We start from the raw sequence: 24,637 nt of genomic DNA, 5'->3' as shown, positions 1-24,637 counted from the left end.
ATGGGCGTCGGGTCGCGTCACCGACCGAAATGGAGTGCAACATTCCGACGCGCGTACCGGAGCGGCCCATCTCCCCCAGCCGATTAGTCTGCTGTTCCATGGAGCTCGAACTCGCAGTCTTCGGCGTCGCCGCGATCCTGATCATCGTCGCGGTCGCCGCGGTCGCCCCGAAGCTTGGGGTTGCCGCGCCCATCCTGCTGGTCATCGTGGGCATCGGCGTCGGCTATCTCCCCGGGGTCCCCGACTTCGAGTTCCCGCCGGAGCTGATCCTCACGATCGTGCTGCCGCCGATCCTCTATTCGGCCGCCGTCAACGTTCCGCTGACCGACTTCCGCCGCAATCTGCGATCCATCACCGGCCTCTCGGTGCTGCTCGTCATCATCTCGGCGTTCGGCAGCGGCCTCCTGCTCTTCGCGCTGCTGCCCGACCTCAACTTCGCCGCAGCTGTCGCCCTCGGCGCTGTCATCAGTCCCCCGGATGCGGTGGCCGCGACCTCCATCGGCAAGCGCCTCGGGCTGCCGCCGCGCCTCGTCACGGTGCTCGAGGGCGAGGGGCTCGTCAACGACGCGACGGCGCTCGTCATGCTGCGCAGCGCGATCGCCGCGACGGCCGGTGCGCTCTCGTTCTGGGGTGCCGTCGGCGACTTCGTGCTCGCCGTGACGCTCGCCGTGGTGCTCGGTGCCCTCGTCGGGGCGGTCACGGTCTTCGTGCGCTCGAGGTTGGGCAGCCCCGTCCTGACGACTGCGATCTCGTTCACGGTTCCCTTCCTGGCGTACGTCCCCACCGAGGAGATCGGAGGCTCCGGCGTCCTGGCCGTCGTCGTCGCCGGCCTCGTCACGGGGCACGCGAGTGCCAGCCGCTTCAGTCCGCAGGACCGCATCAGCGAGCGCACGAACTGGCGCACGGCGCAGCTGCTCCTCGAGAACGGCGTCTTCCTCCTCATGGGATTCGAGCTCTCGGCGCTCATCGAGTCGGTCGACGGCGACGAGGACGGCATCGGCCTCCTGCACGCGGTCGGGATCGGGCTCCTCGCGACGGCCGCGCTCGTCCTCATCAGGGTCGCGTTCGTGATTCCCCTAGTGCTGATGCTCCGAAGCGAACAGCGAAGGGCCACGCTCGTCGCTCCTCGCCTCGACCAGTTCCTGGAGCGGGTCGCCGGCAAGGACAACGTGCGGCCACGCCTGCTCGACCGGGCGAAGCGGGCCAGCGCGGACATGGCCTTCTACCGGGACGAGGGACTGGGCTGGCGCGGCGGAGCCGTGCTCGCCTGGTCGGGGATGCGGGGTGTCGTGACCCTCGCCGCCGCACAGTCGCTGCCCTCGGACTTCCCGTACCGCCCGCAGCTCGTCCTCATCGCGTTCACGGTCGCGATCGTCACGCTCGTGGTCCAGGGCGGCTCGCTCCCCTGGCTCATCAAGCGGCTCGGCGTGACCGGGACCGACGCGCAGGCAGACGCGCGGGAGCTCTCGAGCCTCGCCGACGAGGTCTTCGACGTCGCGCAGGAATCACTCGCGAACCCCGAGCTGCGGCGCGCGGACGGGCAATCGTACGACCCAGAGGTCCTCGAGCAGGTGCGCACGCTGGCGGCTCGCATGGGTGGCCTGCTCGCCAACCGCGCTGAGCTCGACGAGGATCTCGACGACGCGCACCTGCAGCGCCGCGAGCTCACGCGCATCCTGCTCGACAACGCCCAGCTCGCGCTGCTCGACGCAAGGTCATCCGGCACCTACTCGTCGCGGACGATCGAGCAGGCCCAGAACCGCCTCGACACCGAGGCGCTCCGGTTCGGCGGCGCGTAAGGGGGCACACGGGAAAGGGTGGGGCGCCGACTCGGTCCGAGTCAGCGCCCCACCCCGTCGGGTCGCGGGTCTACGCCGTGGAGTCCAGCGGGTACCGCAGCGTCGCGGCCACTTCCGCGCCGTCGACCAGGTCGCCCCTGCGCACGGCCCTGACCTTCGCACCGTGCTTGAGGGCGCGCGCCGCGATCTCGTCGACGATCGCGTAGGTGTGCGGGCCGGGCGTCTCGGCGCGCGTCAGCTTGCCGTGCTCGTCGAGCTCCCCCTCGAGCGTGGAGTCCATGTCGAAGTAGAGCTCAGCAACCGCGCCCTGCGACGCGGCCCTCGCCACCTCGTTGATCGAGGTCGTCGCGTGGCCATTGCTGCGCTTCGTCCCGAACTCCTCGCGCCAGGCATTGATCTCGCTGCGGTAGTGGTCGTCGAGGATGCCGCGCGCCTTCGCATCGAGCTCACCGGCCGCCAGCGACCCCGGATGCGCTCCGATGCGCTGCTCGAGGAGCCCCGGGTACTCGTTCACTGCTCGGTAGGCGGTGTCGAAGTCTCCCGTCGCCGCGAGGATGAGCGGTGCGCCCGACTCCCGGAGGATCGGGATGACCTGCTCCTGGACGATCCTCGCGAAACGCTCATGGCCGATGCGATCGCCCGTCGTGCCCTGCGCTCGCTGTCGGTCGAAGCGTCCGCCCGTCGTCGTGTGCTCGAGCACCAGGGGAAGGTCGTCGGGGAGCCCCTCGATGGGCAGCTGGCGCGGCTTCGCGTCGGCGAGCACCTCGAAGAGCGTCACCTCTCCTCGGGAGAGCCCGAGCACGAACCCGCAGTTGGGGAAGGTGGTGGCACGCAGAAGCGCGCCGACGTCGAATCGGTCGCCGACGGCCACGTGCTGTCCCAGGCGGTTGGCAAGGCGGAAGGTGCGGAAGCGATCGGGGGCCGCCAGGATGACGAGCGACCGGGATTGTGCCCGCCAGAACTCCGGATCGGACTCCAGCTGCTTCGCGGGATCGAGGGTCTTCGCGATTCGCGCCCGGTCCAGGCCGAGCGCCTCGAGCTCCTTCGCCGCCTGGCTCACCGCCGCGCGCAGCTCGAGTCGCAGAGCCTCCGACTCGCTCGGCGCGCTCGATGCCGGGATGGCGATGCTCACGCTGCCCTCGCCCCGGTACTCGGTCAGTTCAAGCAGATCTTCATGGGTGGGAATATCACTTGGCAACATCTCTGCACGCTATTGATTCGGCCTGAGAGTTCGGTCACCGTCGAACACCTAGACTGACGTGGTTACGCCCCTCCACACCCCTCGTACGGCTCAGGACGCAAATCACATCTATGACAGGTAACGCGACTACTCGCTTCCACAACGTCTCGCTGCTGTCGGTCGCGAGCCGCCTTCCGTCGAAGGCCACCGCCTCCTCGGATATCGAAGGCCAGCTGGCCGCGGGCTTGAAGCGGTTGAAACTGCCCGGCAACCTCCTCGAGCGCGTCGCCGGGGTCACGGAACGGCGCAACTGGGCCGACGGCGAGTCCTTCACCGACGCGACCGTGGCCGCGGGACAGGAGGCACTGCGACGTGCCGGTGTCGACGCCAGCGACGTGGGCCTCCTCATCAACACCTCGGTCACCCGCACGCACCTCGAGCCCTCGGTCGCCGTCCGCATGCACCACGGGCTTGGGATGCCGAGCTCGGCCGTCAACTTCGACATCGCCAATGCGTGCCTGGGCTTCGTGAACGGCATGACGCTCGCCGCCCAGATGATCGAGGCCGGACAGATCCGCTACGCCATCATCGTCAACGGTGAGGACGCCGACGAGATCCAGGTCAACACCATCAACCGCCTGCTGCGCGACGACATCGGCCGCGAGGACTTCATGAGCGAGTTCGCGAGTCTCACGCTCGGCTCTGGGGCCGCCGCGGCCGTCCTCGGCCGCACCGACGAGCATCCGGAGGGCCACCAGATCCTCGGCGGCGTGACTCGAGCGGCGACCCAGTTCCACGAGCTCTGCGTCGGCAGCGTGCAGGGCATGTTCACCGACGCGAAGGCGCTCCTCAAGGGAGGACTCGACCTCGTCGTCTCCGCCTGGAAGGAAGCCCAGGCCGACTGGAACTGGTCGTCGATGGATCACTACATCACCCACCAGGTCTCCCGCGTGCACACGAACGCGATCGTCAAGGCCGTGGGGCTCGACAAGAAGCGAGTGCCAACGACGTACCCGACGCTCGGGAACGTCGGCCCCGCCTCCATCCCGATCACGCTCGACCTGCAGTCGAGCACGCTGAAGCGCGACGACCGAGTGCTGCTCATGGGCGTCGGCTCCGGACTCAACACGGCCATGATGGAGCTCAAGTGGTGAGGTCGGCCACACGCCCACCCGCCGGCCTGCCAGGCCTCCAAGACCGGTTCAGCCGCATCGTCGATGCGCCGGGTGTCGGCGCGGACGCGGGCACCAGGCGGGGCTGGCACCTCCTCGACACCGGGCCAGCCCTCGCGCAGCTCGGCATCGAGCCGGCAGGCACGGTCCTCGCTGTGCACGGCAACCCGACGTGGTCCTACCTGTGGCGTGCGCTTGCCAACGAGTCACTCGCGGCCGCCGAGTCCGGGGGCACCGCCTGGCGGGTCGTCGCGGTGGACCAGCTCGACATGGGCTTCTCGGAGCGAACCGACGTGCGACGCACGCTCGAGCAGCGCATCCTCGACCTCGGCGCCCTCACCGACGAACTCGCGTTGGAAGGCCGCGTCGTCTCGCTCGGCCACGACTGGGGCGGCGTCGTCGCCTTCGGCTGGGCGGTCCGCCACCCGGAGCTGCTCACCGCCGTCGCCTCACTCAACACCGCCGTCGACCAGCCGAGCGACCTGCCCATCCCGGCGGCCCTCCGGCTCGCGCGCTTCGGGCCGGTGCTGCGCGCCTCCACGTCGACCAGCCCAGCGTTCCTGCAGACGACCCTCGCCCTTGCGAACCCCCCGCTGTCGGCCGAGGTGAAGGGCGCATACGCCACGCCGTACCTGGACCGCGCGTCGCGTCTCGGCATCGAGCAGTTCGTCGCCGACATCCCCGTCGACGAAGACACCGAGAGCCACGACGCGCTGCTGGAAGTCTCCTCCGGCGTCGCGAAGCTCGAGGTGCCCGCCCTGCTGCTCTGGGGCCCCCGCGACCCGATCTTCACCGACCTCTACCTCGGCGACCTCATGCGACGCCTCCCCCACGCCGAGGTGCACCGCTTCGAAGGCGCCGGCCACCTCATCGCCGAGGACACCCCGTATGCGACGCATCTCCTCACCTGGCTCGACGACGTCGCCGCAGGTCGTGCGCGCCGGCGCGAGCAGCCGGCGAACTCGCCCGCCGCAGGCAGCTCCCCCAGCTCCGCACCCATGTGGGCAGCCCTCGACCAGCACCGTGACGACCCGTCCGTCGCCGCGCTCGAGATGGGCCGCGGAACCGACGGGGCGCCGCTCGCCGTGTCCTGGCGCCAGCTCGCCGCCCGCGTCGACGAGCTGGCCGCGGGGCTGAGCGCCGTCGGCGTCCGCCGCGGTGACCGCGTCTCACTGCTCGTGCAGCCTGGCGTGACCCTCACGGCCGTCGTCTACGCCTGCCTGCGCATCGGCGCAGTCGTCGTGGTCGCGGATGCTGGCCTCGGCGTCAAGGGCCTCTCGCGTGCCGTCCGAGGCGCATGGCCGGACGTCGTCATCGGACAGGTCCCCGGACTGACCGCGGCGAAGGTGCTCGGATGGCCCGGCCTGCGCATCAGCGCCACGAGCATCCCCGCCAGCAGCCGCGCGGCCCTCGGCGTCGCCCACTCGCTCGCCGAGGTCGCCGAGCTCGGGCGCGGCGCGGCCCTTCCCGAGGCCCCCGGCCCTGACGACCTCGCAGCGGTGCTCTTCACCTCAGGCTCCACGGGGCCCGCCAAGGGCGTCGTGTACACGCATCAGCAGCTGCAGGCCGTGCGAGACACGCTGCGAGACACCTACGGCGTCACCGCCGACTCCGGCCTCGTCACCGGGTTCGCACCGTTCGCGCTGCTCGGCCCGGCCCTCGGGACACGGTCCGTGACCCCAGACATGGATGTCACCTCGCCCCGCACGCTGACCGCGACGGCTGTTGCCGATGCGGTCATCGCGGCGGACGCCCGCATCGTGTTCCTATCGCCGGCGGCGATCCTCAACGTCGTCGCGACCCGCGACGGGTTGGACGCGGCGCAGCGTGCAGCGCTCGAACGCGTCCAGACGTTCCTGTCCACGGGCGCGCCCATCGGCGCAAGACTGCTCGACGATGCGTGCGCCCTCATGCCGAACGCCGAGGCGCACACGCCGTACGGCATGACGGAGTGCCTGCTCGTGACCGACATCGACCGTGAGGGCATCTCGGCCGCCGCGCTCGCCCCCGACGACGGGGTCTGCGTGGGCGCGCCCATCGGCAGCAACGTGGTGCGCATCAGCGCCCTCGACTCCTCGGGAGCCGCGCGGGGCCAGCCCTCGGCCGAGCCCGGCGTGCTCGGTGAGATCGTCATCAGCGCCCCGCACCTCAAGGAGCGCTACGACCGGCTCGCGATGACGGACCGTGCCGCCGCTCGCGAGCTGCCCTCCGAAGGGCGCTGGCATCGCACGGGCGACGTCGGACATCTCGACGACGAAGGCCGCCTCTGGGTGGAGGGCCGACTCCCCCACGTGTTCGTGACGGCAGACGGACCCCTCGCGCCCGTCGGAACCGAACAGGACCTCGAGACGCTGCCCTGGGTGCGGCGCGCAGCGGTCGTCGGCGTTGGCCCAGCCGGCACGGCGCAGGCGGTTGCCGTGCTCGAGACGCGGGAGCCCACCCGTCGGGTGCGCGTCGCCGAAGCGGCACTCGCCGACGCCCTGCGCGCATCCACGACGCATCCGCTCGCGGCCGCGTTCATCGTTCCTGAGCTCCCCACCGACATCAGGCACAACTCGAAGATCGACCGGAGCGCGCTGGCCGCCTGGGCTGAGCGCGCGCTCTCCGGGGAACGGGTCTCGGCACCGTGAGGGTCCTCGTAACTGGCGCGAGCGGCATGCTGGGGCGTTCCGTCGCGACCGAGCTGCGCGACGGCGGCCACGAGGTCACGACGATGCAGCGAGGTCCGAGTGGCATCGCCGGGGTGACGGATGCGCTCGGATCGATCACGGACGAGGCGGCAGTCGAACGGGCCGTCGCCGGCGCCGAAGGCATCGTTCACCTCGCCGCCAAGGTGTCGCTGAGCGGCGCAGAGCACGAGTTCGAGGCCGTCAACGTCACGGGCACGAAGCATCTGCTCGCACACTCGAAGGCTGCGGGTGCCACCCGCTTCGTCATGGTGTCCTCCCCGTCGGTGGCGCATTTCGGCGCCGCCATCCACGGGGCGAGCGCCGACGAGGCGAGGCCCGATCTCGCGCACGGCAGCTACGCGCGCACGAAGGCGACGGCAGAGCTGCTCGCCCTCGCGGCAGACGCTCCCGAGTTCGCGGTGGTCGCCGTTCGCCCGCACCTCGTCTGGGGGCCGGGCGACACGCAGCTCATCGGGCGCATCCTCGAGCGTGCGACGAGAGGGACCCTCCCGCTCCTCGGACGCGGAGCGGCGCTCATCGACTCCTGCTACGTCGACAACGCCGCCACCGGGATCGCGGCGGCGCTCCGTCGAGCGCCCGCCGCGCACGGGAACAGCTACGTGATCACGAACGGCGAGCCGCGCACGGTCGCCGAGCTCATGGAGGGCATCTGCCTGGCCGGCGGTGCGCCGCCACCGCGACTGCGCGTCCCCGCCGGGGTGGCCCGTGCAGCGGGGTCGCTCATCGAAGGCGTCTGGCGTATCCGACCTGGTCAGGATGAGCCGCCCATGACGCGCTTCCTCGCCGAGCAGCTCTCGACCGCGCATTGGTTCGACCAGCGCCGCACCCGCGCCGACCTCGACTGGTCGCCTGCGGTCTCCCTCGAAGAGGGACTGCAACGTCTCGCCGATCACACCGCGGCGACGCGCAGCACGGCGCAGGCCCAGCGAAGCTAGTCGAGCAGCCCCCGCCGTTCCGCTGCCGCCACGGCCGAACGGCGATCGCTGGCGCCCAGCTTGCGGAACACGCTGCGCAACTGAGCGCGGACCGTGTGCACGGAGACGAAGCGCTGGGCCGCGATCTGCGCGTTGGTCCAGTTCCTCCCCACGAGGCGGAGCACTTCTATCTCGGCGCTCGAGAGCTCCTCACCGACGGTGGAGTCGGAGAGCGGCCGCGAGTCCAGTGCGGAGACGACAAGCAGGTCGGCGATGCGCTTCGGCAGCTTGTCGCTGATGGAGGTCATGAGGGCGGCGTCGCTTGTTGTCGCGAAGCGCAGCGCGAACCTCGCGTTTCGATCGTCGAGGCACTGCGTGGCCATCGTCGCGATGCGGTTGGCGGCCGCATCCAGGTTCCCGAGCCGCAGCATGCAGAGCGCCGCGAGCGTGCGCGCGATCGAGGCGAAACGCGGGGCGATCTTGTCATCGGCGAGGGCGGCCTCGGCGTGCGCGAGCGCCTCCCCGGGGCGGCCGTTCGCGAGCTCGACGAGGGCGCGCGAAAGGCTCACGTAGCAGTCGCCTTCCGCACCGGAGTAGTCCGCCGCCTTCTGTGCGCGCACACTCTGCCCACGCGTGAGGTAGAAGGTCGTCGCCGACAAGGTGAGCAGCGTGGATGGGAGCCCGTCGCGCCAGGACGCCGCGCTCAGCTCGAGGAGCTCATCGACCTCGGCGATCGGGTCCTCATCGCCCACGAGCGCCTCGAGGAGGATGCGCACGCTCGCCCCGGTGTCGTGTGGGAGGACGGAGCGCGGAAGGTCGCGGAGCTGACGCGCCAGGTCGCGGGCCCTTGCTTCCTCGCCGTTGTCGAGCAGGTCGAAGCAGTCCGCGAACCCCGGCAGGGAGCGACCGGTGAGCTTGGCTGCGTCGGCCTGACGCACGCCGGAGATGACCCCGATGATCTCGATGTGCCGCAGCGCGTCGATGTCGGTGCGGTTGAAGCTCTGGCCGTGCTCGGCAGCGATGGTCGACAGTTCCAGAGCAAGCGGCATGTCCTCGAGGAGCGTTGCCGCCCAGACCAGCACGAGGCAGTCGGCCGCGAAGCGCCCTCGAGCGATGGCCGACGCGTAGAGGGCGGCGTGCAGTTTCCCGTCAGCATCACGGATGAGGGCCTTCGCGTCTCGAAGGCAGCGTTCGGCCGCGGCACGATCTCCCCCGAAGGAGGTGGCCAGGGAGTGCCTGGTAACCTGCGAGAACAAGCCGATCGGGTCGCTGGCGGCGATGCGAGTCGTGGCGATGCTGGACTCGCGCAGGCTGTGCAGCACGCTCCGCGTCGCGCCGAATCTGCGCCAGCGGAAGAGGGCGATGAGCAGGTTCGTGCTCACGAGGCGCGGGAGCACGCTTGCCGGGGCCTGGAGCATCTCCTCGACGGTCTCGCGCGGGGCGTACTCGTAGATGGTCCGGAAGTGGCGTTGCGCGATCGACTCGACCTCACCCCAGGCGCGGGCCCGGAGGGAGAGGAAGAGCCGCTGCATGACGTTGCCCTCGCCCGGGAAGGCCGCCACGGCGCGCGCGGCGAGCGCGCGGACCTCGTGGGGTGAGCGCTCAGCGCTGAGGCGGGCGAAGGTGTCGGCGTGCCAGACGAACTCGACGTCGAGGGAGACCGGGTTGATCTCCGTGACGCCGTACGGGGAGGACGCGAGCTGGTCGAACCAGTAGTCGTCGATGAGGTCCGGTGCGAGCAGGTGGAGGTCTTCTCTTGAGAGGCGCCGGAGGACGCTGGTGGCGCGCATCATCCGTATGGCGTCGACGCGGTCGAGCTCAGCGGGGTCGAATCGACGCAGCTCTTGCAGGGTCATGGCGGCACTCGAGCTGCCGCTGACGACGGACCAGCCCTCAGCGTGGGCGTTGGCGCGGAATCGCTCCAACGCGACGCGAGTCGTGAGCGGATGACCCGAGAACGAGTCGAGGAGCTGCATCCGCAGTTCCTGAGGCGCGCCCGGCGCGTTGGCTGCGAGGACCGCATTCAGCTCCGACGCGTCGAAGGCGAGGTCACGAGGCCGGAGGACCACTCCGGCAGCTCCGTGCGCGGAGGCCCAATCCGGCATCGACAGCGACGCGATGAGAAATCGCGGGGCGCTCCCCTGGTCCGCAGCCCCATCGTCGTCTCCGGTTATGACCAGCCGCCTGATGCGGTCCCAGAGCTGGTCGTCCTGCGCGACGATGACGTCGTCGAGGAGCACCGCGAGACGCCCCGAGCGCTTGCCGGCAGCGAGGTCATCCAGAACACGTTGCAATTCAGAACGTGACGAGCACCAGACATGCGCCTCGCCGACGGTCTCGAGCTTCGCCTGCATCTGCCGGAGCAGCGTGGTGCGTCCGCTTCCCGGCATGCCGACGAGGAAGGTCAGGGCATGACCCTCGAGCGCAACGCCGGAGAGCCGGTCGCGTTCCGCGATCTGCCACGGCTCTCCCCCGCGTTGATCGCCGTTGAGCGTGGTGCTGGACATTCGTTTCTCTCCTGCTGATTCTCAGCGCCAGGCGCTGTGGACTCCCCCCAGAGTCCGGCACGGTCGCGGAATTCTTTCTCCGCTCCCACGCCTCGCTCCCACGATACGGTTTTGGGGACACGCGCGTTGTATACGTTCACTCGGCGCCCCGGGCCGCTTCGCCGGATTCGGAGATCAAGCGCGGGTTTCGCTGCCCCATTTCTCCTATTTGCGACGCCAAAGCGCGCGAACGCCCATGAATTCACCGGGTCTCGGGCTGACGGAGCGCATTCTTGGATTGCGTTCGCTCGGGCGTGTCTCGGCTCAGATGCCCAGAACCGACTTGGCGATCGAGAAGTACACGATGAGTCCCGTCGCGTCGCAGAACGTGGAGATGAATGGCGTCGAGAACACGGCGGGGTCGACCCGGATGGACTTCGCGACGAGCGGCATGACGCCGCCCACGGTCGCCGAGATCGTGCAGACCGACAGCAGGGTGAGCCCGATGACCGTGCCGATGCCGGCACCATAGAAGGTCGTCGCCACGGCGAAGGCGACTGCCCCGAGGGTGACACCGAGGACGACACCGGTCCTCAGCTCCTTGAGGGCGACCGGCCAGGCGTTCCTGGGGCGTACCTCCCCCATCGCGAGGGCTCTCGTGACCGTGGTCGCCGCCTGGGAACCGGTGTTGCCGCCGATGCCGGTCAGGAGCGGGATGAACAGTGCGAGCGCCACCTGCTGCTCGAGGGTCGCCTCGAAGAGCTCGAGCACGCTCACCGTCAGGATCGCGGAAACCGCCAGCACGAACAGCCAGACGATCCGGGAGCGGACGACGGCGAAGACCGGTGTCGTCAGATACGGGCGCCGGAGGGGTTCGGCTGCGCCCGCGTGAGCCTCGTCCTCGTCTCGAGCGGCCTCGACCATCCGGTGGGCGTCGTCGCCCGTGAGCAGCCCGATGAGTCTGTTCTCGCGGTCGACGATCGGCATGGCCAGAACGCCCCGGTCGACCAGGGTGCGTGCGGTCACCTCAGCGTCGTCGTCGGCGTGCGCGTAGAGGGCCGTCGCCATGTGCTTCTCGACCGTGTCGTCAGGGCCGGCGAAGAACAGCTCCCGAAGGCTCACGACACCGAGGAGATGCCGCCCGTCGTCGATGACGGGGATCGTGTAGATGGTCTCCGCGCTGCCGCCACGCTGCTGGATGCGCTCGAGGGCGACCCTGACGAGCTCGTGCGGGTAGACGTGCACGTAGTCGGGGGTCATGCGCCTGCCGACGGAACCGACCGGGTAGCCCAGGATGATGGCCGTCTCGCCGCGCTCATCCGCCGGCAGCTCCTGGATGAGCCGCTTCGCGATCTTCGCCGGGAGCTCGTCCATGAGGGCGACCCGGTCGTCGGGGTCGAGCTCCGAGAACACCCTCGCGACATCGGTATCGGAGAGCTGCGTCACGACCTCGCGCTGCGCGGGTGCGTCCATGCGTTCGAAGACGGTCATGGCTTCGTCCTTCGGCAGGAGCCGGAACGCGACCCCGGCGTCGCCGGCAGGTAGCCGTTCGAGCAGCACGGCGACGTCGGGCATCGGCGCGTTCGCCAGCGCAGACGCGACAGCGCTGAGGTCTCCGCGGGCGAGTTCGGTGGTCACGAATTCGACGAGATCATCGAGAGAGTGGAACGGGGGCATATGGGGAATGCAAGCACACTGAGGCGTCGCACCGGTCGCCCGCGCCGCATCCGGTCCATACCAAGGTCCGGCTGCCCGCTCCGATCCGCGTCCCGCTCGCTACGATCACTGCATGTATGAAACCATCCGCGTTCGCGGTGCTCGCGAGAACAACCTCAAGGGAGTCGACGTCGACATCCCGAAGCGCAAGCTGACGGTCTTCACCGGCGTGTCCGGCTCGGGAAAGAGCTCGCTCGTCTTCGGCACGATCGCCGCGGAATCCCAGCGGCTCATCAACGAGACGTACACCGCGTTCGTGCAGTCGTTCATGCCGAGCCTGGCGAGGCCCGACGTCGAGGTGCTGGAGGGGCTGAGCGCGTCGATCGTCGTCGACCAGGAGCGGATGGGCTCGAACGCGCGCTCCACGGTGGGCACGGCCACCGACGCGCACACCATGCTGCGCATCATCTTCTCGAGGCTCGGGACGCCCTCGGCCGGGCCGGCCGGACACTTCAGCTTCAACCTCGCGGAGGGCATGTGCCCGCGCTGCGAGGGAATCGGCCGCGTCACCGACCTCGATCTGGACGAGGTCGTCGACCGCTCGAAGTCGCTCAACGAGGGTGCCATCACGATCCCCGGCTACAAGATCGACGGGTGGATGGTGCGCGGCTACTCCGAGGCGCCGTTCCTCGACGGCGACAAGAAGGTCGCCGAGTACTCCGACCAGGAGCTCCAGGACTTCCTCTACAAGGAGGCGACGAAGGTCCATGTTCCCGCCCTCAACATGAACATGACGTACGAGGGGCTCGTCCCGCGCATCCAGAAGTCGATCCTGTCGAAAGACCCCGAGGCGGTCCAACCGGCGATCCGCGCGTTCATGGATCGGGCCGTCACCTTCACAGCCTGCCCAGACTGCGAGGGGACGCGCCTGAACCAGGCTGCCCTCGCCTGCCGCATCGACGGCACGAACATCGCCGACTGCTCGTCGATGCAGATCAGCGACCTGGCCGTCTTCATGGCGGGCGTGCAGGACCCGCAGGTGGCGCCCGCCATCGCGACGCTCCAGGAGACCCTCGACTCGCTCGTGAACATCGGGCTCGGCTACCTCAGCCTCGACCGCGAATCAGGCAGCCTCTCCGGCGGTGAGGCGCAGCGAGTGAAGATGGTGCGCCACCTCGGCTCCAGCCTCACCGACATCACCTACGTGTTCGACGAGCCGACGGTCGGGCTGCACCCGCACGACATCCAGCGCATGAACGAGCTGCTGCTGCGCCTGCGCGACAAGGGCAACACGGTGCTCGTCGTGGAGCACAAGCCGGAGACGATCGCGATCGCCGACCACGTCGTGGACCTCGGCCCGCGTGCAGGTTCGGGCGGCGGCGAGCTAATGTTCGAAGGCACGGTCGAGGGGCTGCGCGTCTCTGGCACGCTCACGGGCAAGCACCTCGACGACCGCGTCTCGCTGAAGGAGACGACGCGGACCTCGACGTCGAGCCTCGAGATCCGCGGCGCGACGCGCCACAACCTCAAGGACGTGGACGTCGACATCCCGCTCGGGGTACTCACGGTCGTGACCGGAGTCGCCGGGTCCGGCAAGAGCTCCCTCATCCACGGGTCTATCCCGAAGTCGGCGAACGTCGTGGTCGTCGACCAGACGTCGATCCGCGGGTCTCGACGGAGCACGCCGGCCACGTACACGGGGGTGCTGGACGCGATCCGCACGGCCTTCGCGAAGGCCAACGGCGTCAAGCCCGGCCTGTTCAGCGCGAACTCGTCGGGGGCCTGCCCGAAGTGCAACGGCCTCGGGGTGATCTTCACCGACCTCGCGATGATGGCGGCCGTGTCGACCGTCTGCGAGGAGTGCGAAGGGAAGCGCTTCCAGGCTGAGGTGCTGCAGTACACGCTCGACGGGAAGAACATCAGCGAGGTGCTCTCGATGTCGATCGACGAGGCCCACGACTTCTTCGCCACGGGACCGGCCAACAAGGTGCTCGCGCGGCTCGTCGACGTCGGGCTCGGCTATCTCGGCCTTGGCCAGCCGCTCACGACGCTCTCGGGCGGTGAGCGTCAGCGCCTCAAGCTCGCCATCCACATGGCCGAGAAGGGCGGCGTCTACGTGCTCGACGAGCCGACGACGGGCCTGCACCTCGCGGATGTGCGGCAGCTGCTCTCGCTCCTCGACCGGCTCGTCGAGTCGGGGAAGTCGGTCATCGTCATCGAGCACCATCAGGCCGTCATGGCGCACGCCGACTGGATCATCGACATCGGGCCGGGTGCCGGGCACGACGGGGGCTCCGTCGTGTTCGAGGGAACCCCCGCGCAGCTCGTCGGCGACTCCTCGACCCTCACCGGGCAGCATCTGGCGCGCTACGTCGGCGCGGAGCGTCGCGGAGACTGACGTTCGCGCGGCGCCTTGATGGGCCGACGCAGGCCAGCCGGCGCGGCCGGTCAGCTCGCGCTCGCCTCGAGACCCTTCAGCTCGCGCTCGAGGTTGCGTCGTGCTCGCGGCTCCCAGTCCTCGGGGGCCGCAGGCGAGACGAAGAGGCGTGCAGATCCGAGGAGCGCGCGAAGCACCGACGCTCGGCCGACGCGCCACTGCTCGTCGGTGACGTGCGCGTAGTCGCGCCGCACGAGGGCGACGTAGCGCGCGTAGCCGTCCTCGGTCCTGGCGAGCACGGCGAGGTCCGCGTCCATGAAGACCTCCCCCGCCGCATCCCCTCGCTGGACCTCGTGGTCGATCGTCGCCAGCACGAGGCGCTCGACGTCGCCGACGAGCCCGGGTGCCAGACCCAGGGCACCGAGCCGCTCCACGGCGAGGGCGGCGCTCGCTCGCTCGTCGTCGCCCGCGGCGCCCTCGTAGACGGCGTCGTGGAACCAGGCGGCGAGTCGGGCCGTGAGCAGCTCCCGCTCGCTCAGCGAGGCGCCGAGCTCGGCGGCCCGGAGGCGCATGGTGTCGATGGCGTCGAGCACCGAGAGCAGGTGTGTGGCGTCGTGGTAGTGGCGGGCGGGGCTTGACCAGGCGTCGAGCAGGTCGTCGCGGAGAGCATCCGTCGCCGACTGCTGATCGTCCCCCATTCCGAGCTCGTCCCAGCGGCGCATCAGGGTGAGGCGGGCTCGCTTCGGCCGGTCCCTGGCTGGCACCCGCACGCCACCGGCGACGAGGCGGCGCACGAGCGTGGAGCCCGAGACCGGCTCGGCCCCGAGCGCGACGAGGGCCTCGTACTGCTCGGCCGGCACGTCGTAGTGGTCGACGTCGAACGCCCGGTCTCGAATGCCGGCCCGCGCCGCGAACTCGTGCAGCTCTCCGAGGGCCGAGTCGGAGACGAGATGCGAGAAGGTCGTGCCGTGCGCGGGCCAGACGGGCGGATCGATCAGGATGACCATCCAGAGAGACTACGACTACCCTTGCCACATGGTCTCCCGTGTCAAAGGTGCAGTTGTCCGTGGCAAGAACGAACCGGTGTCGATTGAGACGGTGCTGGTCCCCGATCCGGGGCCAGGCGAAGCCGTGGTCGACATCATCACGAGCGGTGTCTGTCACACCGATCTCCACTATCAGCAGGGTGGGATCAGCGACGACTTCCCGTTCCTGCTCGGTCACGAGGCCACGGGTCGTGTGTCGGCGATCGGCGAGGGTGTGACCGAGATCGAGGTCGGCGACCGGGTCATCCTGAACTGGCGCGCCGTGTGCGGCGAGTGCCGCGCCTGCGCGAAGGGGCAGCCGCAGTACTGCTTCAACACGCACAACGCGACGCAGAAGATGACGCTCGAGGACGGGACCGAGCTCTCCCCCGCGCTGGGCATCGGCGCCTTCATCGAGAAGACGCTCGTCGCCGCCGGACAGTGCACGAAGGTTGACGAGGAGTCGGACGCGGCGGCGGTCGGCCTCCTCGGCTGCGGTGTCATGGCTGGCATCGGAGCCGCGATCAACACCGGCGAGGTGAAGCGCGGCGAGTCGGTCGCGGTCATCGGCTGCGGTGGCGTCGGCATGGCGGCCATCGCCGGTGCCGCCCTCGCAGGGGCCACCACGATCATCGCCGTCGACATCGACGCGGCGAAGCTCGAGCGTGCGGCGCACTTCGGCGCAACCCACACCATCAACTCCCGCGAAGAGGACGTCGTCGAGGGCGTCCGCGCCCTCACGGGCGGCTTCGGCGCCGACGTCGTCATCGAAGCAGTCGGACGGCCGGAGACGTACAAGCAGGCGTTCTACGCGCGCGACCTCGCTGGCCGGGTTGTCCTGGTCGGGGTGCCGACCCCCGAGATGAGCCTCGAGCTCCCGCTGCTCGATGTGTTCGGTCGAGGCGGTTCCCTGAAGTCTTCCTGGTACGGCGACTGCCTCCCGAGCCGCGACTTCCCGATGCTCGTCGAGCAGTACCGTCTTGGCAGGCTGGACCTCGACGCGTTCGTGTCGGAGCGCATCGGGATCGAGGACATCGAGGCGTCGTTCGAGCGGATGAAGGACGGCACCGTCCTCCGATCGGTGGTGGAGCTGTGAGCGGCCACGGGAAGGTGCGCATCGATCGCATCGTGACGAGCGGCACGTTCTCCCTCGACGGGGGGACGTGGGACGTCGACAACAACGTGTACCTCATCGGCGACGACGATGACGTGGTGGTCATCGACCCTGCCCACGACGCGCAGGCGGTCCGGGACGCGGTGGGAGATCGGCGCGTGCGCCGGGTCCTCCTCACGCACGGGCACGACGACCACATCGCGGCGGCACGGGAGTTCGCTTCTCTCGTCGACGCGCCCATCGCGCTGCACGGCGGCGACCGGATGCTCTGGGACGCCGTCTACCCCGACACGGCACCCGACATCGAGCTCGCCGACGACGACCGCATCCTGATCGACGAGGTCGACCTGCAGGTGCTGCACACCCCAGGCCATTCGCCCGGGTCGGTGTGCTTCTACGCGCCGGCGCTCGGAACGCTCTTCAGCGGCGACACGCTCTTCAACGGCGGCCCGGGCGCTACGGGACGCAGCTACAGCGACTTCGGGACGATCATCGCCTCGATCTCGGAGCGGCTGCTGACCCTGCCCCCGGAGACGACGGTGTTCACGGGACACGGCGACGCGACGTCGATCGGCGCGGAAGCTGGGCATCTCGAGGAATGGATCGCGCGTGGTCACTGACACACAGGCCGGGGCAGCCGACGCATCCGCCTACGACGTGATCGTGATCGGCGCGGGCCCAGTCGGCGAGAACGTCGCGGACCGCGCGGTGCGTGGCGGCCTCAGGGCGCTCATCGTCGAGAAGGAGCTCGTCGGCGGCGAGTGCTCGTATTGGGCATGCATCCCGTCGAAGGCGCTCCTCCGCAGCGGTTCAGCGCTCCGCGCGGCGCGCGCAGTCCCCGGCGCTCGGGAAGCCGCGACCGGCGACCTCGACGTCTCGGCCGTTCTCGCCCGGCGCGACTCCTACGTCTCCGATTGGGACGACGAGGGTCAGGTGAAGTGGCTGTCTGGCGCAGGCATCGACCTGGTCCGCGGGCACGCGCGTCTGACGGGAGAACGTCAGGTCACCGTCGGCGACACCACGTACGCGGCGAGGGTCGCCGTGGTCATCGCGACCGGTTCGGCGGCGCTGCTGCCCGATATCACCGGCCTCGCCGACGCGTCCCCGTGGACGAGCCGAGAGGCGACCGCCGTCAAGCGCATCCCCGAGTCGATCACGATCATCGGCGGTGGTGTCGTGGCGGTCGAGATCGCGACCGCGTACACGGACCTCGGTGCGAAGGTGACGCTGCTCGTCCGGAGCCGCGTGCTCGGCGGGTTCGAGGAGTTCGCCGGGAAGGCGGTGGCTGACGCCCTGCGCTCCCGGGGTGCGGAGGTCATCCTCGGCGCTTCGCCGTCGAGCGTGGCCCGGGACGCTGCTGGCCGCGTCGCGGTGAGTGTTGACGATGGTCGCGTCCTCGAGAGCGATGAGCTGCTCGTCGCGACGGGCCGCGTCCCGCGCACCGACGACGTGGGCCTCGAGGTGGCCGGGCTCGAGCCTGGTTCGTGGATCGACGTGGACGACACGATGCTGGTGCGAGGCACCGACTGGCTGTACGCGGCGGGCGACGTGAACCATCGCGCGCTCCTCACCCACCAGGGCAAGTATCAGGCTCGGGCTGCAGGCGACGCGATCGCGGCTCGGGCCGCGGGCCGTGCTCTCGACGACGGGCCGTGGGGCGCCCACGTGGCCACGGCCGACCACGTCGCGGTGCCGCAGCTGGTCTACTCGGACCCCGAGGTCGCGGCGGTCGGTCTCACGAGCACGGCCGCGGAGAAGCAGGGCCTTCGTGTGCGGTCGGTCGACGTCCCGATCGGCAAGGTCTCCGGGGCGTCGCTGCACGCCGAGGGATACGAGGGCACGGCCCGGATGGTCGTCGACGAGGACCGAGGCGTCATCGTCGGATTCACCATGGTCGGGCCAGACGTGGGCGAGCTGCTGCACGCGGCGACGATCGCAGTCGTCGGGGAGGTGCCGCTGTCGAGGCTCTGGCACGCGGTGCCGTCGTTCCCGACGATGAGCGAACTCTGGCTGCGTCTCCTCGAGGCCTACGGGCGCCCCGAGTAGCGGACGGCGCACGGGGGCAGCGCTGGGCGGCCCGGGGGCTGGCGGCACGGGGGCGGGTGCTCGATGCATGCTCGCCTGCCCCCGGCCCCTATCCTCGGGCGCCTGCCTTGGGCGAGTGTCCGCGCTCGCCTGTCCTCGGGCGTCTGCACTCGGGCGCGTGCCCTGAGGGCCTGCCCTCGGACGACTGCACTCGGGCGCCTGCCCTCAGACGACTGCCCACGGACGCTTGCCCTGAGGGCCTGCCCTCCGACGACTGCCCTCGGGCTCCCGCCCTGAGTGCCTGCCCTTGGACTCCTGCCCTTGGACTCCTGCCCTGAGTGCCTGCCTTGGGTGCCTGCCTTGGGCGCCTGCGTAGGTGCCTGTCCGTCGCGTTCCTGACGCGGGGCCCGGCTTCAGGCGCCAGCGCCGGCGAAGACCTCTCGCACGGTCGGCGCTCCGACGGCACCCGGAACGATCTCGATGGCGTCACCCGCGGCGACCCTGCCCGTCTTCGCGACGCGCAGGTACGCGCCAACACGGCCGGTCGAGCCGAATCGTCTGACCCAGCCACGTTCGTCGTGGCCGCCGACCCAGCGGGCGAAGGTCTGGCACGGAACCCGTGGGGCGGTGACGACGAGCTCGACGCTGCGGGACGAACTCGCCGAGGTCGGGTCGCCGATGCGGAGGGTGTCGCCGACACGGAGCTCGTTGACGTCGAGCCCGTCGATGCGGAGGTTCTCGCCGAAGAACCCCGGTGGGAGGTCTCGTCCGAGCTCTGCCGCCCAGTAGTCGGCGTCGGACTGAGAGTAGGCGTAGACGGCCTGGTCGAGGCCGCCGTGATGCTTGCGGTCCGCTTGCACGTCGCCGTAGACCCCGTAGCGGCCAACCTTGACGGCCCCATCGACGGGGCGCTTGTCGATGGCGGTCACGCCGATGGCGCCGGGGTCCCGGCGGAGCTGCGCGACGGCGCAGACGGCGAGCAGACTGGCCAAGGTCGGCTCAGTTGGCGCGCTTGGCGTGCAGCTTGGCGACGCGGGCGTCCTCGGCGCGGACCTTCGCCTGGACGCCGCGCTCGTGGGAGAGCCATGACGGGGCCTCTTCGAGGAGCGTCTGGATCTCGGCGGTCGTGAGTGCTTCGGTGACGCCGCCCCTGGCGAGGCCGGAGTTGGTGATGCCGAGTTTGCGGGCGACGACGTCGCGCGGGTGGGGGCCGGTGCGGCGCAGCTCTTGGAGCCACTCTGGCGGGGTCTCCTGCAGTTCGAGGAAGGCGCTGCGGGTGAGCGGGGTCTCCTGGAACGTCCCCGGGGTGGCCGGCAGGTAGATGCCGAGCTTCTTGGCTGCGGTGGCCGGTTTCATGGTCTGTTCGGAACCGCGCTCGGCTGCGGTCTGGTTCTCGTCCGTCGGCTGGTTGTCGGTCGAGGTGCCCTCTGATTCGCTCATCTGTGCATCGTACCCAGTAGCCTTGCGGGCATGGAGACTCCGACGCACCTCACGGTCGCTCTCGCCCCCGGCATCAATCCACGCAAGTGGTCTCGTGTGTGGGAGGGGCGACGAGCGGAGACGCCGCTGGAGTTCACGACCGTGCACGCGGCCGAGGCTCGCCAGCTTGTCCTCGACGATGCTGCGCAGGTCGCCTTCGTGCGCCATCCCTTCGACCGTGATGGCGTGAACGCCATCGACCTGTTCGCCGAGGATGTGGTGGCCGTGGTCGCCGTCGAGTCGGACCTCGATGTCGACGAGCCGCTGCGGCTCGAGGAGCTCGACGACTGGCAGCTGGTGCTGGCAGCTTGGACGCCGGATTGGGCGGAGGCCGCTGAGCGGCTCGGTCTCGACTCGGGCGCGTCGGCCATGACCACCGACGCGGCGGATGCGATGGAGCTGGTGGCCGGAGGCGCTGGAGTTGCCGTCGTCCCGCAGTCCGTCGCTCGGCAGCACGCGCGGAAGGATGTCACCTACCGGGTCATCAGCGATCTCCCCCGGGTTCCGGTGTCGATCATCTGGGCCGCTGAGGATGATCGCCTCGACACGGAGGAGTTCGTTGGCATCGTCCGGGGACGGACGGCCGGGAGCTCGCGAGGCCGCACGGGCGCGAAGTCGGCGGCGTTGCAGCGGGAGGAGCAGCAGGCGCTCGCCGAGGCTGAGCGCCGGGTGAAGGAGCAGCAGAAGAAGCGGGCGACCGCAAAGCGGATCGGCACGTCGTCCGGCACGAGCCGTGGCGCCCAGCTGGCTGCGAAGCGGGCCAAGGCTGGCGGCTCGGGCGGGAAGCGCAAACGCCGCTAAGCCCGGCAAAGATTCTGTACGCGTCTCGGACGCTGCCCGTCCTCCTCCGTCGGGTCTGCGCGCGCCAGGCGCCGAATCAGGGGCACACGGCGCATGTCGTGCCGCCCGGCGAAGCGGTGTAGCCCGGCGAAGCGGTGTAGCCCGGCGAAGCGGTGTAGCCCGGCGAAGCGGTGTCGCCCGGCCAACCGCTGTCGCCCGGCCAACCGCTGTCGCCCGGCGAAGCGGTGTCGCCCGGCCAAGCGGTGTCGCCCGGCCAACCGCTGTCGCCCGGCCAGGCGGTGTCGCCCGGCTGACCGAAGCGTGTCGCCAATCGGTAGCGCCTGTCGGCGCTGCCGGGCCGCGAACCCTGGGGCCTCGGTCAGAACGGAGCTTCATCTGCTGCTCTCGTTTCCGGGGGCTCGGCAGCGGGCGGACTCGTCCCGCGGTTTGCTGGCGATGACTCTCCCGGCGTGAGGTAGTCGTCGTTGGGGGTGAAGTAGACGTCGTGGTGCTCGGGTCTGTCTGTGCGCGCTTTGCCGCTTGGGGTGCGCCAGTCGAGGATGCCGCCGCCGAGTTGTTCGACACTCCAGGCGGTGGAGTGTTTCATGACGTGGTGGTGTTTGCAGAGCCCGCAGAGGTTCTCCAGGTTTGTGGTGCCGCCGTGTTCCCAGGCGTGGGTGTGGTCGAGGTCGCATCTCGCGGCGGGTTGTCGGCAACCGGGCCAGCGACAGTGGATGTCGCGCGCGGCCAGGAAGTTCCGCATGGCCGCCGTAGGGCGATAGCCGTCGACGGCTTCGACGGTGCCCGTGATCGGGTCGGTGAGGATCCGGAGGAACGACGGCGCATTCGCGGCGAGGCGCATCGCCTCTTCGAGCGGAACCGGGACCATGCCGTCGAGCAGAGCTGGAGCCGGGGTGAGGCGGGTAGCGCCTGACGCGCGGCTGGCGCCGGCAACGACGCCGCCCGTACCATCAGGGCCGCTCACGCCTGCACCGGCAACAGCACTGGCATCACGGGCCGCGCCGTTTCTTCCCGGCGCGGTGAGGGCAGAGAGGATCGGGATCGTGAAGGCGACGTTCGCCTGAATGCCCGCCGCAGTGGCGCAGGACATCGGGTCGGACGTGAGCAGCATATCCGCGAACAGGTCGGCCTTGACTTCGTCGATGGTGCGCTCATCGGGCGCATCCACGGCGGGGTCGGCAGCTGCGTCGATATCGGCGTGGGCGCCGGCATCGACATGGGCGCCGGCACGGGCGTCGACATCGGCGGCGACATCGGTGCGGGCGTCGACATCGACATGCGCCTCGGCGCGGGCGCCAGCAGCGGCATCGGCATCGGCATTTGCCCCTGCCCCGAACGGGCCTCGCCTCCCGGCTGTACCGGCGCTCGTCGCGCTCCTGGCGAATTTCGCGTTCGCGGGTTTCGGTCGCGCCTTGATGAGCGCCTTGCCCTGCTTCCGCAGCCGGTCGGCGATCGCCGTCCCCTCGATCAGCGGGAGCCTCGCCCGCAGAAGGCACATGCCGTTCTCCGTTGCCGTCACCGACACATAGCGGGTCTTCCGCGCCCGCTCGTGCCGCTCGGACACCGATTCCTCCGTCAGTGACTCCGCGACCCGAGCCGCGGCCATCCGCAGCGCCTTCGGCGGCAGCACACGCGAGCCCAGCTCGGCGAGCATCACCCGCACGAACTCTCCCCGCCGCGCCCCCTGCTCGACCGAATCGACATGCGAGACCGACAACCCGGCACCCGTGAGCACCCGCAGCTGCTCTTCGCTGATGCTCCCCTCACCGAGCGCGTCGACGAGACCAGGGAACTCGTGAACGGCGATGCCAGCATCCGACAGCGCGCCTTCGGCCGCCGACTGCCCGACCTGCTCGATCAATGCGACCTCCGCCGCGACCGACTGCACGTGCATGGCATGCTCCGCGGTGCCGTCGAGCGCATCGAGAACCGACGCCATCTCCGCCAACTTCGCGCGTACCCGCACCTGGTCGGCAGCCACGATGGCTGCCATGACAGCGAGGTCCGCATCCCAGTCCAGCAGGAACTTCCGCCACGCCTCGACCGAAGCCGGGTCGTGGGGGTCAAGCCCCAGGACCTTCAGCGGTTCACCGTCGTACGAGTACATACCTGCATGTTGGACCGGACCACCGACATTTAAGGTGGCCGCGGAAAATCCAGCAGAAAAGCCCAGGTCCCGTGCGTGTCTCGCGCACCACTCGCACGCTTCGAGCGGCACCACTCGCCGGTGGTAGGTTCAGACCCTCGAACAAGGAGGTTCGCTCATGCGGAAGGTCACGTACTCACTCGCCCTCACGCTCGACGGCTACATCAAGGACGAGGACGGCAGCTTCGACTGGGGCGACCCCAGCGAGGAGGTGTTCCGCATGGCGACCGACGAGGTTCGTGGTGCCGACGCCCACCTGATGGGGCGTCGGCTCTACGAGACGATGGTCTACTGGGAGCCCACCGATGAGGAGCGAGACTACGGGCAGCTCGAGGAGGAGTTCGCAGAGCTCTGGCGTGCCCTCCCGAAGATCGTCTTCTCGAACACGATCACCGAGGTCCGGGGCAAGACTCGGATCGCCGGCGGCACGCTCGCCGAGGAGATCGCCCAGCTGAAGAACGAGCCAGGTGATGGCGCGATCGCCATCGGTGGCGCGGAACTCGCACACCAGGTCGCCGACCTCGACCTGATCGACGAATACCTGCTTCGCATCTGCCCGGTCCTCGTGGGAGGCGGAACCCCGTTCTTCTCCCGGAACAACCGCCGCACAGCGCTCGAGCTGCTGGACTCGCGCACCTTCGAATCAGGGGTCGTGCACCTCCGCTACCGCGTTATCCGGTGATCTGGGCCGCCGCGGCGATGACCTGAACCATCATGCTTTCCGCGACCAGCCGATCGCGGGGGCGACGTGTTCGGCGATGGTCTCCAGCAGGCGCGTGTTGTAGGCGACTCCGAGCTGGTTCGGCACCGTGAGCAGGAGCGTGTCTGCGGACTGGACCGCCGCGTCCGCTGCCAGCTCTTCGGCGATGCGGTCAGGAGCACCCTGGTACGTGCGCCCGAACCGAGAGCGCATGCCCTCCAGCATGCCGACCTGGTCGCCTTCGCTGCCGCCGCGTCCCCCGAAGTAGGTGACGTCTTCATCGGTCGTGATGGGAATGACGCTGCGGCTGACGGAGACGCGCGGCTCGCGCTCGTGTCCTGCAGCCGCCCACGCGTCACGGAAGCCCTGAATCTGCTCGGCCTGCAATTCGTCGAATGGCACACCGGTGTCTTCGGTGAGCAAGGTCGAGCTCATGAGGTTCATGCCCTGCTCGGCGACCCAGACCGCGCTCGCGCGGCTCCCGGAACCCCACCAGATGCGGTCGTCGAGGCCCGCCGAGCGCGGCTGGATGGGCAGTGGGGCGTTGGATCCCGTCATCTGCGGGTTGCCCTCGACTAGACCTGCACCCGTGATGGCCGCGCGGAACAACTCGGTCTTCGCGCGGGCCAGATCGTCGTCGGTCTTCCCTTCCGGCGGGGTGAAGCCGAACGCGTGCGCGCCGTTCTGGGCAGGCTCCGGTGAGCCACGGCTCAGCCCGAGCTGCAGTCGGCCTTCTCCGCCGGAGTGGGCGCTGATGAGGTCGGCCGCGGCGGCCTCCTCAGCCATGTAGAGGGGGTTCTCGTAGCGCATGTCGATGACGCCCGTGCCGATCTCGATCCGGCTCGTGCGCGCCCCGACGGCTGCGAGCAGCGGAAACGGCGCGGCCAGCTGCCGCGCGAAGTGGTGGACCCGGTAGTACGCGCCGTCGATGCCGAGCTCCTCGGCGGCGACGGCGAGCTCGATCGACTGGACGAGCGCATCACCGCCGGTCCGAGTTCCCGACTGGGGTGACGGGTGCCAGTGTCCGAATGAGAGGAAGCCGATGTTCTTGCGCATGCAGGACACAGCGTTCG

18 protein-coding genes are annotated in these 24,637 nt (G+C 69.8%); 10 read left to right on the top strand and 8 right to left on the bottom strand.

The window, feature by feature from the left end; genetic code table 11:
• Nucleotides 1-98: 98 nt before the first annotated feature.
• Complete coding sequence (locus tag C5B97_RS09295; protein WP_104311812.1) at nt 99-1,799, top strand: sodium:proton antiporter; 1,701 nt, start codon at nt 99-101, stop codon at nt 1,797-1,799.
• Nucleotides 1,800-1,869: 70 nt separating this feature from the next.
• On the opposite strand, the gene C5B97_RS09290 is transcribed toward C5B97_RS09295, so the two are convergent.
• Nucleotides 1,870-3,000: a hypothetical protein gene (locus C5B97_RS09290; RefSeq protein WP_146080779.1), complete on the bottom strand. Its 1,131-nt coding sequence runs from the start codon at nt 2,998-3,000 to the stop codon at nt 1,870-1,872.
• Nucleotides 3,001-3,110: 110 nt separating this feature from the next.
• Between C5B97_RS09290 and C5B97_RS09285 the strand changes: the two genes are divergently transcribed.
• Genes C5B97_RS09285 through C5B97_RS09275 form a run of 3 tightly spaced genes read left to right on the top strand, consistent with a single transcriptional unit; the run spans nt 3,111 to nt 7,776 of the window.
• Nucleotides 3,111-4,133: a 3-oxoacyl-ACP synthase III gene (locus tag C5B97_RS09285; RefSeq protein ID WP_104311810.1), complete on the top strand. Its 1,023-nt coding sequence runs from the start codon at nt 3,111-3,113 to the stop codon at nt 4,131-4,133.
• A complete protein-coding gene (locus C5B97_RS09280; RefSeq protein WP_104311809.1) occupies nt 4,127-6,781 on the top strand; it encodes an alpha/beta fold hydrolase in 2,655 nt (884 codons plus the stop codon). The genes C5B97_RS09285 and C5B97_RS09280 overlap by 7 nt, the downstream gene beginning before the upstream one ends.
• The gene (locus C5B97_RS09275; protein ID WP_104311808.1) at nt 6,778-7,776 is read left to right on the top strand and encodes an NAD(P)-dependent oxidoreductase; all 999 of its coding nucleotides are present in this window, start codon (nt 6,778-6,780) and stop codon (nt 7,774-7,776) included. The genes C5B97_RS09280 and C5B97_RS09275 overlap by 4 nt, the downstream gene beginning before the upstream one ends.
• On the opposite strand, the gene C5B97_RS09270 is transcribed toward C5B97_RS09275, so the two are convergent.
• Entirely contained in the window at nt 7,773-10,262 is a 2,490-nt protein-coding gene (locus C5B97_RS09270; RefSeq protein ID WP_104311807.1) for a LuxR C-terminal-related transcriptional regulator, read from the bottom strand. The genes C5B97_RS09275 and C5B97_RS09270 overlap by 4 nt on opposite strands.
• Before the next feature lie 303 nt (nt 10,263-10,565).
• Nucleotides 10,566-11,918, bottom strand: a complete 1,353-nt coding sequence (gene mgtE, locus C5B97_RS09265) for a magnesium transporter (protein ID WP_104311806.1) — start codon at nt 11,916-11,918, stop codon at nt 10,566-10,568.
• A gap of 112 nt (nt 11,919-12,030) precedes the next feature.
• On the opposite strand from mgtE, the gene C5B97_RS09260 reads away from it, so the two are divergent.
• A complete protein-coding gene (locus tag C5B97_RS09260) occupies nt 12,031-14,295 on the top strand; it encodes an excinuclease ABC subunit UvrA (RefSeq protein WP_104311805.1) in 2,265 nt (754 codons plus the stop codon).
• 50 nt (nt 14,296-14,345) lie between these two features.
• On the opposite strand, the gene C5B97_RS09255 is transcribed toward C5B97_RS09260, so the two are convergent.
• Nucleotides 14,346-15,281, bottom strand: a complete 936-nt coding sequence (locus C5B97_RS09255) for a DUF4031 domain-containing protein (protein ID WP_104311804.1) — start codon at nt 15,279-15,281, stop codon at nt 14,346-14,348.
• 28 nt (nt 15,282-15,309) lie between these two features.
• On the opposite strand from C5B97_RS09255, the gene C5B97_RS09250 reads away from it, so the two are divergent.
• From C5B97_RS09250 to C5B97_RS09240, 3 genes are read left to right on the top strand one after another with little or no spacing between them, the layout of a single operon-like run.
• On the top strand, nt 15,310-16,395 hold the full coding sequence (locus C5B97_RS09250) for an S-(hydroxymethyl)mycothiol dehydrogenase (RefSeq protein WP_104311803.1): 1,086 nt from the start codon (nt 15,310-15,312) through the stop codon (nt 16,393-16,395).
• Nucleotides 16,392-17,033: an MBL fold metallo-hydrolase gene (locus tag C5B97_RS09245; RefSeq protein WP_258068091.1), complete on the top strand. Its 642-nt coding sequence runs from the start codon at nt 16,392-16,394 to the stop codon at nt 17,031-17,033. Before C5B97_RS09250 ends, C5B97_RS09245 begins: the two co-directional genes overlap by 4 nt.
• Nucleotides 17,023-18,459, top strand: coding sequence for an NAD(P)/FAD-dependent oxidoreductase (locus tag C5B97_RS09240; protein WP_104311802.1), 1,437 nt, complete (start codon nt 17,023-17,025; stop codon nt 18,457-18,459). The genes C5B97_RS09245 and C5B97_RS09240 overlap by 11 nt, the downstream gene beginning before the upstream one ends.
• Before the next feature lie 392 nt (nt 18,460-18,851).
• On the opposite strand, the gene C5B97_RS09235 is transcribed toward C5B97_RS09240, so the two are convergent.
• Together C5B97_RS09235 and C5B97_RS09230 are read right to left on the bottom strand one after the other, a co-directional pair.
• Entirely contained in the window at nt 18,852-19,430 is a 579-nt protein-coding gene (locus tag C5B97_RS09235) for an MOSC domain-containing protein (protein ID WP_104311801.1), read from the bottom strand.
• Nucleotides 19,431-19,437: 7 nt separating this feature from the next.
• A complete protein-coding gene (locus tag C5B97_RS09230) occupies nt 19,438-19,794 on the bottom strand; it encodes a DUF5997 family protein (RefSeq protein WP_104312560.1) in 357 nt (118 codons plus the stop codon).
• A 114-nt stretch (nt 19,795-19,908) separates the two neighbouring features.
• Here C5B97_RS09230 and C5B97_RS09225 point away from each other — a divergent pair, with 114 nt between their 5' ends.
• Nucleotides 19,909-20,718, top strand: a complete 810-nt coding sequence (locus tag C5B97_RS09225; protein ID WP_104311800.1) for a LysR substrate-binding domain-containing protein — start codon at nt 19,909-19,911, stop codon at nt 20,716-20,718.
• A 358-nt stretch (nt 20,719-21,076) separates the two neighbouring features.
• On the opposite strand, the gene C5B97_RS09220 is transcribed toward C5B97_RS09225, so the two are convergent.
• Nucleotides 21,077-22,939: an HNH endonuclease signature motif containing protein gene (locus C5B97_RS09220; protein ID WP_146080778.1), complete on the bottom strand. Its 1,863-nt coding sequence runs from the start codon at nt 22,937-22,939 to the stop codon at nt 21,077-21,079.
• A 43-nt stretch (nt 22,940-22,982) separates the two neighbouring features.
• Here C5B97_RS09220 and C5B97_RS09215 point away from each other — a divergent pair, with 43 nt between their 5' ends.
• Nucleotides 22,983-23,546, top strand: coding sequence for a dihydrofolate reductase family protein (locus tag C5B97_RS09215; protein WP_104311798.1), 564 nt, complete (start codon nt 22,983-22,985; stop codon nt 23,544-23,546).
• A gap of 30 nt (nt 23,547-23,576) precedes the next feature.
• Here the strand turns inward: C5B97_RS09215 and C5B97_RS09210 are convergent, their stop codons facing one another.
• Nucleotides 23,577-24,620, bottom strand: a complete 1,044-nt coding sequence (locus C5B97_RS09210; protein ID WP_104311797.1) for an LLM class flavin-dependent oxidoreductase — start codon at nt 24,618-24,620, stop codon at nt 23,577-23,579.
• Between the last annotated feature and the right edge of the window lie 17 nt (nt 24,621-24,637).

This window comes from Pseudoclavibacter sp. RFBB5, from assembly GCF_002931555.1.
GTDB lineage: Bacteria > Actinomycetota > Actinomycetes > Actinomycetales > Microbacteriaceae > Pseudoclavibacter.
The sequence above is the reverse complement of the archived record's forward strand: the minus strand, read 5'-3'. Positions and strand labels throughout refer to the sequence as shown.